At 40.6% G+C, this 12,577-nt stretch carries 17 protein-coding genes and 2 pseudogenes; 13 read left to right on the plus strand and 6 right to left on the minus strand.

The genetic code is table 11. The features are described 5' to 3' along the window. Positions 1 to 29: 29 nt before the first annotated feature. Positions 30 to 689, plus strand: a complete 660-nt coding sequence (locus ABHN01_RS19780) for a general stress protein (protein ID WP_429876940.1) — start codon at positions 30 to 32, stop codon at positions 687 to 689. A gap of 186 nt (positions 690 to 875) precedes the next feature. On the opposite strand, the gene ABHN01_RS19785 is transcribed toward ABHN01_RS19780, so the two are convergent. After that, on the minus strand, positions 876 to 1,049 hold the full coding sequence (locus ABHN01_RS19785) for a hypothetical protein (RefSeq protein WP_429876941.1): 174 nt from the start codon (positions 1,047 to 1,049) through the stop codon (positions 876 to 878). A gap of 12 nt (positions 1,050 to 1,061) precedes the next feature. Beyond that, entirely contained in the window at positions 1,062 to 1,274 is a 213-nt protein-coding gene (locus tag ABHN01_RS19790; protein ID WP_290400188.1) for a hypothetical protein, read from the minus strand. A 357-nt stretch (positions 1,275 to 1,631) separates the two neighbouring features. Here ABHN01_RS19790 and ABHN01_RS19795 point away from each other — a divergent pair, with 357 nt between their 5' ends. Then, complete coding sequence (locus ABHN01_RS19795; protein ID WP_429876942.1) at positions 1,632 to 2,582, plus strand: nucleoside hydrolase; 951 nt, start codon at positions 1,632 to 1,634, stop codon at positions 2,580 to 2,582. Positions 2,583 to 2,692: 110 nt separating this feature from the next. Here the strand turns inward: ABHN01_RS19795 and ABHN01_RS19800 are convergent, their stop codons facing one another. Beyond that, entirely contained in the window at positions 2,693 to 3,637 is a 945-nt protein-coding gene (locus ABHN01_RS19800; protein WP_429876943.1) for an aldose 1-epimerase, read from the minus strand. 227 nt (positions 3,638 to 3,864) lie between these two features. On the opposite strand from ABHN01_RS19800, the gene ABHN01_RS19805 reads away from it, so the two are divergent. The 4 genes and pseudogenes from ABHN01_RS19805 to ABHN01_RS19820 form a co-directional block, all read left to right on the plus strand. Then, complete coding sequence (locus ABHN01_RS19805) at positions 3,865 to 4,206, plus strand: VOC family protein (RefSeq protein WP_429876944.1); 342 nt, start codon at positions 3,865 to 3,867, stop codon at positions 4,204 to 4,206. A 164-nt stretch (positions 4,207 to 4,370) separates the two neighbouring features. Continuing rightward, entirely contained in the window at positions 4,371 to 5,237 is an 867-nt protein-coding gene (locus ABHN01_RS19810) for a hypothetical protein (RefSeq protein ID WP_429876945.1), read from the plus strand. 291 nt (positions 5,238 to 5,528) lie between these two features. Next, on the plus strand, positions 5,529 to 5,711 hold the full coding sequence (locus ABHN01_RS19815) for a TetR/AcrR family transcriptional regulator (RefSeq protein ID WP_429876946.1): 183 nt from the start codon (positions 5,529 to 5,531) through the stop codon (positions 5,709 to 5,711). Further along, positions 5,712 to 6,896 (plus strand): annotated as a pseudogene (locus tag ABHN01_RS19820) (helicase-related protein); the annotation flags it as partial. A 111-nt stretch (positions 6,897 to 7,007) separates the two neighbouring features. Here the strand turns inward: ABHN01_RS19820 and ABHN01_RS19825 are convergent. Then, entirely contained in the window at positions 7,008 to 7,325 is a 318-nt protein-coding gene (locus tag ABHN01_RS19825) for a hypothetical protein (protein ID WP_429876947.1), read from the minus strand. A gap of 191 nt (positions 7,326 to 7,516) precedes the next feature. On the opposite strand from ABHN01_RS19825, the gene ABHN01_RS19830 reads away from it, so the two are divergent. Next, positions 7,517 to 8,041 (plus strand): DinB family protein, encoded by a 525-nt coding sequence (locus ABHN01_RS19830; protein ID WP_429876948.1) that lies wholly within the window; start codon positions 7,517 to 7,519, stop codon positions 8,039 to 8,041. Between the two features lie 39 nt (positions 8,042 to 8,080). Further along, complete coding sequence (locus ABHN01_RS19835) at positions 8,081 to 8,590, plus strand: GNAT family N-acetyltransferase (protein WP_429876949.1); 510 nt, start codon at positions 8,081 to 8,083, stop codon at positions 8,588 to 8,590. 45 nt (positions 8,591 to 8,635) lie between these two features. Here the strand turns inward: ABHN01_RS19835 and ABHN01_RS19840 are convergent, their stop codons facing one another. Together ABHN01_RS19840 and ABHN01_RS19845 are read right to left on the minus strand one after the other, a co-directional pair. Continuing rightward, positions 8,636 to 8,902: a hypothetical protein gene (locus ABHN01_RS19840; protein WP_429876950.1), complete on the minus strand. Its 267-nt coding sequence runs from the start codon at positions 8,900 to 8,902 to the stop codon at positions 8,636 to 8,638. Beyond that, a complete protein-coding gene (locus ABHN01_RS19845) occupies positions 8,886 to 9,026 on the minus strand; it encodes a hypothetical protein (RefSeq protein WP_290400178.1) in 141 nt (46 codons plus the stop codon). The genes ABHN01_RS19840 and ABHN01_RS19845 overlap by 17 nt, the downstream gene beginning before the upstream one ends. A gap of 203 nt (positions 9,027 to 9,229) precedes the next feature. Between ABHN01_RS19845 and ABHN01_RS19850 the strand changes: the two genes are divergently transcribed. From ABHN01_RS19850 to ABHN01_RS19870, 5 genes and pseudogenes are all read left to right on the plus strand, one after another. Then, positions 9,230 to 10,258, plus strand: coding sequence for a serine hydrolase domain-containing protein (locus ABHN01_RS19850; RefSeq protein WP_429876951.1), 1,029 nt, complete (start codon positions 9,230 to 9,232; stop codon positions 10,256 to 10,258). Positions 10,259 to 10,436: 178 nt separating this feature from the next. Further along, positions 10,437 to 10,703 carry a hypothetical protein gene (locus tag ABHN01_RS19855; protein ID WP_429876952.1) on the plus strand — a complete coding sequence of 89 codons (267 nt, stop codon included), beginning with the start codon at positions 10,437 to 10,439 and terminating at the stop codon, positions 10,701 to 10,703. Between the two features lie 292 nt (positions 10,704 to 10,995). Next, complete coding sequence (locus ABHN01_RS19860) at positions 10,996 to 11,238, plus strand: hypothetical protein (RefSeq protein ID WP_429876953.1); 243 nt, start codon at positions 10,996 to 10,998, stop codon at positions 11,236 to 11,238. Beyond that, positions 11,192 to 11,933 (plus strand): annotated as a pseudogene (locus ABHN01_RS19865) (hypothetical protein). Before ABHN01_RS19860 ends, ABHN01_RS19865 begins: the two are co-directional and overlap by 47 nt. Before the next feature lie 88 nt (positions 11,934 to 12,021). Continuing rightward, the gene (locus tag ABHN01_RS19870) at positions 12,022 to 12,444 is read left to right on the plus strand and encodes a VOC family protein (RefSeq protein WP_429876954.1); all 423 of its coding nucleotides are present in this window, start codon (positions 12,022 to 12,024) and stop codon (positions 12,442 to 12,444) included. The last annotated feature ends 133 nt before the right edge of the window (positions 12,445 to 12,577 follow it).

The following is a 12,577-nucleotide window of genomic DNA, read 5'->3' on the forward strand; positions in this document are numbered from 1 at the left end:
AATCATTTTAACAAGAGGAGGAAATTCTCATGGGTAAACATGTAATTGGTGTTTATGAGTCAGAGGAAGCGGCGGTAAGTGCGGTACAGCAACTGCAATCAAGAGGGTATGATACAGATGAGATCTCTGTAGTCACGAATCATGATCATTATACGGACACCGTTGAAACCATCACCGGTGCAACGGTTGAAAATGTGGAAGAACCTCATAAAGAATCTTTGTTGGACAAATTAAAAGCTGCGTTTTTGGATGATGAGTACATGAAAAGCAAGAACAGCCTGGGAGAAAAATTATCAGATTACGGAATACCTGACCGGGAAGCCGCATCCTATGCTTCAGAAGTGGAATCAGGAAAAATTCTGCTGATGGTCGATTCAGACCGCAATCTTCATTCCGATGATTCAACGTCTGTTAATCCTGCAAGTGCCGGAATGGATTATGGAACCTTCAGAATAGCTTCTGATGTCAAAGATACCAGAGATGGCTACACCGCAGGCAGCAATGTAAATGATAACAGAGATTTTGATTTAGTGGATGACATTGAGCGGTCGTACCGGTCAAATTCCGATATTACGGATCATACAGACCGAGAACTTTATCCAGATGAAGGGGAGACGAATAAGGGAGATGAGTTGAGAGGCCGCACAAGAACAACACCAAGAAACTCGGACAAAGATAAATTGTTTTAGAAGATGAAAAGGCATCCCCAGTCGGGTGCCTTTTTTATTGTTTTTCTTTCTTTTTTTCCCCGGTTCAAACAACATACAAAAAACCAATGAAGATCTCGACAACAGCGATGGCCCGTATCATGCAATTTCATTTCATGGAACAGCAAATAGCCACCGATGACTATACCGATAAAGGCCCAAAAAAGGTTACGCATCTTTGCTCTTATCTTTGGAAGTCAACCATTTGCTGGAAAGGTAGACTGCACCGACCGTAAAAAGACCTGTGATGATCGGTTTGGAAGTCATATTTTGCTCCGGCCAAAGCATGTTCAGAATAAAAACAAAAACATAGACTAAGCCAGCCAGAATCAAAAATCTCATATTTCCTCCCGATTATTCGGATGCATACTTCAATATTCCTTGTAAATAAACTGAGTAATCACGCTGTACACATTCTCTTAGTTTGATTTTTCCTTCTGTTTGTAATTCTCCGACCATTTCTTCAATCTTTCTTCCATTTTCTTTTGTAGCCTTAGGAATCTCTATTGAAAACAAATTGCCTCGACTGGCTTTGTGCAGGTTTCTTAATAATTCAACCTTATTCATTAAATCATTCCTTTTTCCATATATTTTTTTGATGGAAAGCTTTTTCTTATAGGCAAGAAACGGAAAGAGAGAGTTCAAAAGAAAAATGGTCTAACAATTTCAGAATAAAAATCCTTCATTCAAACAGGAGGAAAAAAAGCGTTAATCATACCTACTGACTAACGCTTTGAGAAGTAAAAGAATATCTTGCAGATGTTGTTACGAACTTGGTTATCGCGGCCGTTATAAAGAGATAAAACGCTTGTTTTCTAAGACTATCACTCTCTCGATGTTTTTACAACAATAGTTAAGATATCCATTTTGGTCATATCAATGATCTTTGGTGCCATATACATTTGTAGAAATGGAGGAATATGTATGCCTAAAAAGGTTCTTCTTTTTACAGATTTGGGAATAGACGATGCTTTTGCCCTTATATATGCCTTCTTCCGTAAAGAAGAAGTGCAAATAATAGGTATCGTAGCTGACTATGGAAATGTATCCAGAGTGGATGTTATTAGGAATATTAATTATATAAAGTTTATTATGGGACAAGAAAAAGTACCCGTATTTCTTGGTGCTTCCGGCCCTTTAACGGGTATTTCGGTACAGTATTTTCCTGAAGTACACGGAAAAATGGGGTTAGGACCAATCACGCCTCCCGATATACCTTATCCTGTATTCCCTTTTAATGATATCTATCCGTTAATTGATGCGAATATAGAGGATCTAACAATCATCAACCTTGGAAGACTATCTTCATTGGCAACCGCATTGGTACTAAATTTAGAAAAGATGAGAAACGTTAAGGAATATATTTGCATGGGAGGAGCATTCTTTGTTCCTGGAAATGTAACCGCGGTAGCTGAAGCCAATTTTCACTCTGATCCTTATGCAGCGAACCTGGTCTTGCAACATGCAAAAAATTTGACGCTTATCCCTTTAAACATCACTCAGTATGCACTTGTTACTCCCGAAATGGTTCAAACCATTCACCGATTTCACCAAAACACGAAGGATCCCGTCGGACTCATAATTAAACCGATGTTGGACTACTATTACCATTTTTACTCGAAATCCAATCCGGGCATAAAAGGAAGTCCTATGCATGATTTTATGACAATTTGGTATCTGTTAAATCCTAATTTTGTTAGCATTACAAGAATTCCTATAAAAGTAATTCCAGATAGAGGGGATGGGTTTGGACAAAGCATTGCCGATTTGCGTTTTACAGTAAACCCAGAGTTCAAAATACATAGTGTGGCTACTCATTTTAATTATGAAGCATTTAAAAAAAGCATTATGGATACTCTTTTATCTTGGAGATAGAGGGGGCGGTGCTGCTTACCATCCAGCTGCCATGACAGGCAGCTTTTCTTATTAAATTAATCAAAATAAACGGGAGCTCTTCTTTATTTGAAGAACTCCCTTGAGTGTCATCAGTTATGTTCGATTTTAAATCTGGAGGTATATTCTTTTTTGTCCTTCGGTTTAATGTCGTCCAAACCCGTTAAATCTCTTGGAAGCTCCTTCAAATTCGGTGCATTGGTGACCCAGGAATACGGTTCAACGGCAAGCAGGTTTTCCTTGCCGCTCGCTGTGAATAACACCCATTGGGTAAATCCATCAGAAAGAGAGTAGAAGATTTTGATGCCTTGGCCGGGGAGTTCAATAGCAGCCGACTTGTTTTCGGTCATTAAGAAAACATCGTCCATCGCCACCCCAGACAGGGAGGTTCCTTCTGAAAGATCTTTTTTGTTTGCGGCACTTTCCAACTCCCCTGTAGGAAGATGGCGCTCATTTAGCAGCCATTTTTCTTTTACATCAATAAATAATTTGGCTTCACGGGGGAATTGAAACGTTGTATGATAGCCGATTCCACAGGGCATAGGGGAGTCGCCGTTATTTGTGATTTCAGTGGTTTGTATTACTTCGTTTCCCTCAATCTCAATCGTCATCGTGATCGAAAAATCGTGAGGGAATTGATTGAGGATGTCCGGATGTTCAACCGATCGGAGCTGTGTTTTCAATTTTGGAAGGTTCTCATCGATCTCAAGAACGCTCCATTCTTTATCATGAACAAACCCATGGATATGAACATTCTCTTTCGGCCGATTCATCTCCAACTCGTATTTCCTGCCGTTATAGTCAAACACAGCATCTTCAATTCGGTTTGGGGGGAACAGTACAGGTGTCCCGAACACCATCCTTCTCGTTTCGTATTCCGCTCTGGTTTTTGGTGTTCTGAGTATTTCAGTGTTTGTCTTTTTATCAAGAATTGAAATCAGATTGCATCCTTGGGAAGGGAGGACAATCGCCTTTATTTCTTCGTTTTCGATCGCATAGGCCGTTTCATCCAAGAATTGGATCCTTTTTACACTCATTTAAAAACCTCCATCAAGTTCAGTGTCGATAGTAGTATTCCCTTATGCTGCTCAATACAAGCCTTTATCTGATCAGTCCATTGGATGGCCATAGGCTAAAAGTTAAGGAATGATCTTAAAACAGTTCAAAATATTTTCACAAGAGCGTACGATTTGTGATCATGCTTCTCTTTCATCTATTATAATTTTGAAGAGTTGATCAAACCAAATGAAGAAAGGGTGGAAGAATGAAACTTAATCACCTTAATCTAACGGTTACGGATGTCTCAGCTGCACGGGGTTTTTTAGAAAAATATTTCGGTCTAACATGTAGAGCAAGCCGTGGGAATGGATTTGCGGTCTTGTTTGATGACGATGGTTTCGTATTTACCTTAATGAAGGGGAACGACGTTCAGTATCCAAAAACGTTTCACATTGGATTCGCCCAGGAAAATAAAGAATCAGTGGACCAAATCAATCAACGGTTAAAAGAGGATGGATTCGATGTAAAGCCTCCTCAACAGTTACATGGCTATACCTTTTATGTGGATGCACCAGGAGGGTTTACAGTCGAAGTGCTTAGTCAATAGAAAGAATGATTTTTAAATATTCGTCAGCTGCCAATAAGGCAGCTTTTTCCATTTCAAACATGAAATTGTGAAGGGGATGAACCCGTCCATTTTTAAAAATAATGATACTTGTCCCTTTCTACAAACATTCGTACTGAATATAGTAACGTGAAAGGGGCTATATGATGTCTGAAAAAAGAAAAGAGTCATTAGACAGCTGTTATATCGGTCGCACTTGGGTTACTCCTGTAAGATCGACAAAGGATAACGTCCGCATCATCCGTAAAAGGAGAAACGATATAAGCGAATCATCAAGCAACAGTTCAAACATTACGAGCATTGAAATCGAACCAAGTAATATCAGTGAACCCATTGAGTCCAGCAGTTCCAGCAGTTCAAGTAACCCCAGATATTACTGGAGGTATGAATCATCAAGCTGGATGGCAACGGAATCCAGTACCCTTCCTAGCTCGAGTTATAACATGAAAAACGAATCAACAAGAAGCAGGTCCAGCAGCTTAAGGCGTTCCAGGAGATCTAGCAGCTCCAGCAGCAGCCCGAGTAGTTTTAGAGGTAACATTGATTCTATTATGGAAATGATGGGCAGCACCGGTTTTTTCTCTGAAATGGAAGATAGGGGACGAATAATGAACGATGAAACGATCAATCCTACCCCAATCTGTAACTGTGGCCAGCCATTCAATGAATGGCCCATGATGGATGAAATGAACGATGAAATGTTCAGTAATACTCCAATCTGTAACTGTGGCCAGCCATTCAATGAATGGCCCATCATGGATGAAATGGAACAATCTCATTGGCTGCCTGAAGACGATAGGGACAATGAATACGGTATATACAGAGAGCAAGATATAGAAGGTTGTTTTTCTTCCGCAAACGATCAGACACAAAACGTCCCGGAGACGGCGGATAATGGCGATGACAAAGAATGGAGATCCAGCGGGCCTTTTGGAGACGTTGTGGAAACGATGGACGGCGATTACGACAACTGGAGGTCCTGTGGGTCTCATGGGGACGTTTATAGTATTTGATATCAAACAAGTTAAACCGACAGTAACCTGAGAAATTAATCTAAACCAATTTGTCATATGAGCCGGCGGCCTCATTCAGGGGCATTAGAGCATCTAGAAAAAAGCTGTTCAGCTGCAAGGAAATATCACATCGTCAAACAAGGAATTAAGAAGCCGCAAAATGTATAAAAACTAAGTTAGTTAAGTAAAAGATTATGAGCATAAAGGTATCGCAGGTAAAGATGAAGTTTTCGTACTACTTTCCATTATCAACTATTATTATTTATTAATAAATAAAAGGAGAGGGAAGTATTGGCCGACCGCGAAAATCGCAAAGAACAAATCATCGATAAAGCAGTAGGACTATTTGCGGAACTTGGATATTATAAAACAACTACAGCTATGGTGGCTAAAGCGGTAGGAGTAACACATATGTGTTTCACTTTTTTTAAAATAAAGAAGAGCTTTTCAAAGCAGTTAATGACAGAGCAATGAATCGAACTGATCGAAACAAAGTATATGAAGCCATACAAGTATTGCGATGTTGGGTTCAGACAACAATTTAGTCACCCTAGGTTGGCTTTGGTGCAGCTGCGTGATGATATGGCAGATAAAGTTTTGAAAGCATGGAAATCTTATAAACAATCAAGAACTATTGCCTTCTGCTCGTCGATCCGGCAGGCGAATTTTCTATCGGAGTATTTTAACCGACAAGGATATCAAACAATAAGTCTAAACTCTAAAACAGTGGGCATTACACGCGGGGAAGCGATAAAGAGGTTGGATGAGGGAGCTCTCGATATGATCTTTACGGTAGATTTATTTAACGAGGGTGTTGATATTCCTTCGATTAATACGCTTCTTTTTGTAAGGCCGACCGAATCACTTACTGTAGTCACCCAGCAGGTTGGACGGGGATTGAGGCTGTTTGCCGGGAAAGATCATTGTGTCATTATTGATTTGATTGGAAACTATCGAAATGCGGACATTAAACTTCAACTTTTTAATACCGAACCTGGAGAAGAGAAGAACGGTAAGAAAGCCTCAATACCTGCTGTACCTCCTGGCTGTGAATTGAATATTGAATTGGCCGCAGTTAATTTGCTCAATGAACTGAATCGTAAACGTCAGCCGAGGAAGGATAAACTTTTTTGGGATTACATTGAACTCAAAAAAGAGCTGGGAAGGCGTCCGACCTATTTGGAGCTTCATTTACATGGCAGATCAAACAGCAGGGAATACAGGCAGGAATTTAAATCTTATCCGGGTTTTCTGTATTGGGCAGATGAATTAACAGAAGAAGAAAAAAATGCTTTCTTGGAGAATGAAACCTGGCTAGTTGAAGTTTAGAGTACGGGTATGGCGAAAAGCTATAAAATGGTTGTTTTAAACTTCATGCTCAGCAAAGGCTTGGATAACTGACTGGTTCCTGTTACACCAAATGAAGTTGCTCCATATTTCCATCGTTATATGACGGAAAAGGAATATCGGAAACGGATTGACTTCTCAGATAAAGCATCAAAACAGTTTTGGCAATATGACGAACAAAAAGTCAGCAAGCTTATTGCCAATATGCCAATGACTAAATGGAGCGGGAGTTCGAAAGGGTTAACCGAGTTTAATCAAGGTGTTTTTTCCATTAAGATTCCAATCAATCATAATGAAATCGTTTTTGAGTGAACAAGACAGATATGTGAGTATAGGCTGCATGAACACTTTGAGAGAAAAGAAGAGAACCTTAAATTACTTGTACATTAATGAAAAAACGCAGCCCTTAGCTGCGTTTTTTCATTAATCCTGTTCTTTAACCCCCGCACCCTCAATCTTCTCCACAAACATTAAAAATACATTCCGCTTCTCCTCAAGCTTCTTTAATTGCTGCTTGAGCTCGTTGTATTTTTCCTCGAATGGTTCCTGGTAGGTGGACTTGATGTTTCGGATCATTTCTTCGTTGATCGTGGATTGCAGGACTTGTTTGGTGATTCCGAATTTATAGGAATAAAGCTGAAGTTCGGTCTTTACTTTTTCGTACTCTTCATCGATTTCTCGCTTCTGGCTCTCCATTTCTTCTTTCCACTCCAGCAGAGCTTCTTTTACATAAGGCTCCATGGCCTTGCCTCCTTCATGCGTCCTTTTTCAGCGTTGCTTTTTATGTACTCTATAACATATTTATAATGAAAAGTATGGTTTGTGGGGGTGAATGGGAGAGATGACCAAATATTTCCTTAGTTGAAGGGATTGGCTGTTTCTCCTTGAATACATAGGGGGTTGAAATCTTTTTCAAAAGGGAGGCTTTCGGTATGGACCAAGCAAAGGAAATGTATGACTATCATGCCTGGGCAAACGCAAAAATTTTTGAACGCCTAAAAGAACTTCCAGAGGATTTATACAAAAAAGAATTAAAGCCAAGCATTTTTCCATCTCTTCAAACAGTGATGATCCACATTTATCTGACGGATTTATTGTGGCTGGAGGTTATGAACGGGAGAGATATGAAAGAAGTATGGGGTGAAAATGATCAAATCCGATTGCAGGCAGATTCTTGTGCACTCCAGGAGATGGAAACGATGTACAACGAGCTTACCGAGAAATACAAAGCCTTTATCCAGCAAAACGATATGGAAAAAGTATTCACGGTTGATAATCCGTACGCTGGCCTGCTCGATACGACGCCAACCGAAACGATCTTCCATATCTCCACACACGGCAATTATCACCGTGGAAATGCAGCTGCCATGCTAAGACAGGAAGGGCATCCGTCTGTCATGCAGGATTACGGATTATATTTATATGTTTCAAGAAACGGATTTAAGAGCCCGGTATAATAAAATTATGTAGCCTTCTATCAATGGGAGGGAAAGGGAATGAAGGATGGAAACATTTCAATTCAAATCCGGCCATGGACGGAGGCGGACAGGGATCTGGAGCTCCTGTATCAGTTGAATACACCTGAAATGACAAAGCATCTTGGCGGACCGGAGAGTGAGGAGTTCATCCTTGCCCGCCATAAGCGGTATCTGGAACTCGGTGACAGGGGTTGTATGTACACGGTCATCCTCGATCACGGTGAAACAGCAGGGTCTGTCGGTTACTGGGAAAGTGTCTGGGAGAATGAAACTGTTTATGAGATCGGCTGGAGTGTTCTGCCTATCTATCAGGGAAAAGGCATAGCCAGCCAAGCGGTTACTGCGGCCATTGAGGAAGCGAGATCTGAGAAAAAGCACAGATTTCTTCATGCCTTTCCATCTGTCAGCAACAAAGCTTCAAATGCCATTTGCCGCAAGCTGGGCTTTACATTCGTGAATGAATGTCAGTTTGAATACCCTCCCGGCAGCATGATGCAGTGCAACAACTGGCGGCTGAATCTTGAATAGGCACATAAAAGAGCATCAGCATCGATGCTCTTTTTGTCGTTCAAATTATTCATAAGCATAGACCTTTGAATTCCCTCCCGGCCATTTCTTGATATACATCTCCGCTTGTCCAACTGTTCCGTCCACATATTTATTAATATTGTGGTATACGATACAGCCTTTGCTATCGAATCCGTGATTAGGGAAGCTTGGTGTCGGATCTTCTTCTTCATAAGAGACCCAATCATCCGGATTAAAAGGATCCTCCTCCATCAGTCGGTAGCTTCCTTCTTTACTATTTTTGCCCAGACAGAATTTAAACTGCTTCCGCATTGAGATTCTTGCTTTGTTTCGTAAAGCCATCACTGCCCTGGTAATCCCAGCCCGCATGCGCGGTTGTCGGAATCAGCATCGTAATAATAAAAAACACCGGAATCCAACCTGCCTTCTTCATCACTTTTGCACCTCCTCCTTTTAGAATTAGGGGTACGAGGTTACGATGATTATTGGATCAGTTGTTGAGGTGTTTAGTAGAAAGACGATAGATGGGATACATTCATTTTATTAAATGGAAAGAATTTAGAAAAGCAACTTACTTAGCAGGATTTGGCAAAGAAATGTCTAAGTTTTGATTAACGGAAAGATGGTGGAGGAAGAGTTATGAACAATCCTATTATGAATTCCATAAAATCGATGGCGGCTGAATTTCAATTTTCAGGCTCGATATTCGTAAAGCAGGGAGACGAAGTCCTGGCAGATAGCAGTTTTGGACTGGCCAACCGATCTGAGCAGATCAACAACGAAAGTGATACAAGGTTTGGAATTGCGTCGGGCAGTAAGCTGTTTACGGCTATTGCGATTTGTCAGCTTGTTGAAGAGGGGCGACTGTCCTATCAAACTTTATTGGGAGATGTTTTACACCTGTCGCTCCCTCACTTTTCTCAGGAAATAACCGTTCATCACTTACTTAGTCATACTTCGGGTATACCTGACTATTTTGATGAAGAAATAATGGAAGATTACGAGGAACTATGGATTAAAAAGCCGATGTATCATGTCCGTGGTCCGGAAGACCTTTTACCGTTCTTTCAAAATGAAAGGATGAGGCACTCTCCTGGAAGCGAGTTTCACTACAATAACGCGGGCTTTATCTTGCTTGGCTTGATCATTGAACAAGTTAGCGGAATGGCGTTCACCGACTATGTAGAGAAAAATATATTTCAGAGAGTCGGACTGGATGCCGGTTACTTCGAAACAGACAGGCTGCCGTCGAAAACTGCTTTAGGCTATATCGATCAAAGCGATGGAAGCTGGAAGACGAATATATTCTCGTTGCCGGCAAAAGGAGGACCAGACGGCGGGGCGTATACAACGGCCTGTGGGATGATTCAGTTATGGGAGGCATTAACAGAAGGGAGGTTGTTGGATAAAAAGACCGTTCAACAGCTGCTTACCCCTCATACGATGGTAGATGACTCTACTGCCTATGGATATGGAATCTGGATGAAGACTGAAAATCATGCAGTGACGAAATTCATTTTGATGGGCTACGACCCAGGTGTGAATTTTCGGGCCGCTTTCCATCCGCATTCCTCACTCAGCATCTCTGTTTGCAGTAATCAGTCAGGGGGTGCGTTTGAAATGATCAAAGGTATTGAGAGTGAAGTGATGAAAGAGATCACGTCTTAAGTACGAGCAGTGCTATTCCATCGGGATGGCACTGCTTTTTATTTTATTGGTATTATTTGGTTTTTGGTTTGAAGGAAGGGGAATAAGGAAGTGGGAGTTTTTAGTAAATTAGTCACTATAATCAGCATTCTTTCTTTTTTACAATAGAAAGAGAGAAGAAAGGCAGGAGAGAATAGTAATGAGTCGTGTAAATGTGAAACCTGAACTCAAAGCACTCGCTTCCGATGCCGGCAAGCTAGTCGAACAAAGCAAAGAAATCAAAGCTCAATTACAATTAAATTATGATTCCATGCAGAGCCTTGGCCAAGGGATAAATCTATCAGCGATCAGTCCGCTTTATAACAGCCTGGTTCAACAGATGGAGCATTATGGTACACTTTTACATAGCGCACAGGATGCCGTGAAGAAAACGGAAACTAAGTTTCGTGAGGCGGATCAGCAGTGATGAAATAACAGCATGGTTGAGCGGTACGTTATTTGCGGGAGTGAAAACAGGGATATCCTTCAGCAGGGCCAGAATTAAAGAGGGGAAACTTTCTTTTTCTCCCACCTGCAGGAACAGTTGTTGGTGCCGGAGTTGGGATCGGTGCAAGTTTCGTGATGAATCATAAGTTTGGATTTTTGGGTGGCGAGAGTGTAGTTAGTGGAACAAAAAAAGCAGTAAAGGGATTTACTTCAAAAATTGCATCAGTGTTTTGGTAATTAATAACCATTAACTAGTAAGGTGGAAAAGTTGAATGTGGAACATTAAAGAAGATGAATTATCAGAATTTAAAATCACCAGTAGAAATCGTTTAGATCCTGATGGAGCCACTGAGTTTATGATTGGGGCATTTATCTGGAGTTCAATCATTATGTTTATGGTGATAGGTACTTTTGTAAGGTTCGGATGGAGTTATTTTTCCTCCCCATTTGAAAAAACTTTCCTAGGTATTGAACTTATTTTATTTGGATTTAAAGGAATTCAAATACATATGTAAGAATCGACTGAATCCAGATGGTGCGATGGGCTTTTTTATTGGGGGAACGTTTGGAGTATTTTCCCACCTTATTTGATAAAACAATAGTAAGCGTTGAAATTGGATTATATAGTCTTCAAATAATATTTTTAATTCTTTTTTCGTTTCCAAAGGTTCCATTTAGGCTTCAGAAGTTGCAGTCATTACTGGTGTTATTCAACGCCTTCCAAATCTCCACCATCGGGTATTTATTTTTGGTTCCTCCTGGAATGACAGATTATCGTATCAATAACAAAACATTAATCTTTGTAGGATTATTAATTTTAGGTGCGATTATTGTACATGTTTGGGCAATGATAGATGGTTTCATACAAGTAAAAAAAGGAGAGTTTAAACAAGGTTCATTTTCATTGATTTTCTTTAATAAAACAAAGATCATAATAATCTTGATATCTGTGGTTTATTCAAACGTTCTCATCCTTACACTCTTGATTAAAAATGGTTATTCACTGGAAAATATTTTCTTTTATTTCCCTTTAACTCTTATTCTGTACGCTGTAGCAATCGCGGCTGCAGAATTCGAACTTTTAGTTTACTGCAAATTTAAATTTCCCTCGTTTAGAATGACATGGGAAGAACGATTGAGAGACCGTGAAAGAGCAAGAAGGAAAAGTGAAAATAAAAGGAGAAGAGAACTAGAAGGAAAAGATTTTTAAATTCGTATAGAAGTATAAACCCACCCTGATTTTCCCGCCAAGAGAAATCAGGATTTCTTTATTATTAAGAGGAATAGGAGGTTTTTTGATGAAACCACGAATTACGGTTATTACGTTAGGTGTCGATGATCTGGAACGGTCGGTAAAATTCTACCGGGACGGTTTAGGGTTCCATACGGAAGGGATCATTGGACAAGAGTTTGAGCATGGTGCAGTGGCTTTCTTTGACTTGGATTCAGGGGTAAAGCTCGCCGTTTGGAATCGGGCGGATCTTGCACATGAAGCGAAAGTTGTTCAGGGTACGCCAAACCCAGCAGAATTCACGCTGGGCCACAATGTGGGCAGCAAGGAAGAAGTGGACAAGGTGATGGTAGAGGCTGAAAGAGCGGGAGCGGTAATTACCGACCCGCCGCATGACGCGTTCTGGGGCGGATACTCAGGGCATTTCCAAGATCCTGATGGCCACTTGTGGGAAGTCGTCTGGAATCCAGCGTGGGAGATTGGGGAGTAACTTTAAATAAAGGGAGGTCATGAAGATTGGCTAGCAAAAGGAAGTAAGGCTTTGAAAATGTGCCGAAAGCGTTTTTTAATTTATTAACAGGTAAATTTAGGAAAACAGCTGGTTAAGGTAAGTGCACCCTCCC

It is taken from the genome of Fictibacillus sp. NRS-1165 (assembly GCF_050468105.1).
GTDB lineage: Bacteria > Bacillota > Bacilli > Bacillales > Fictibacillaceae > Fictibacillus_C > Fictibacillus_C terrinigri.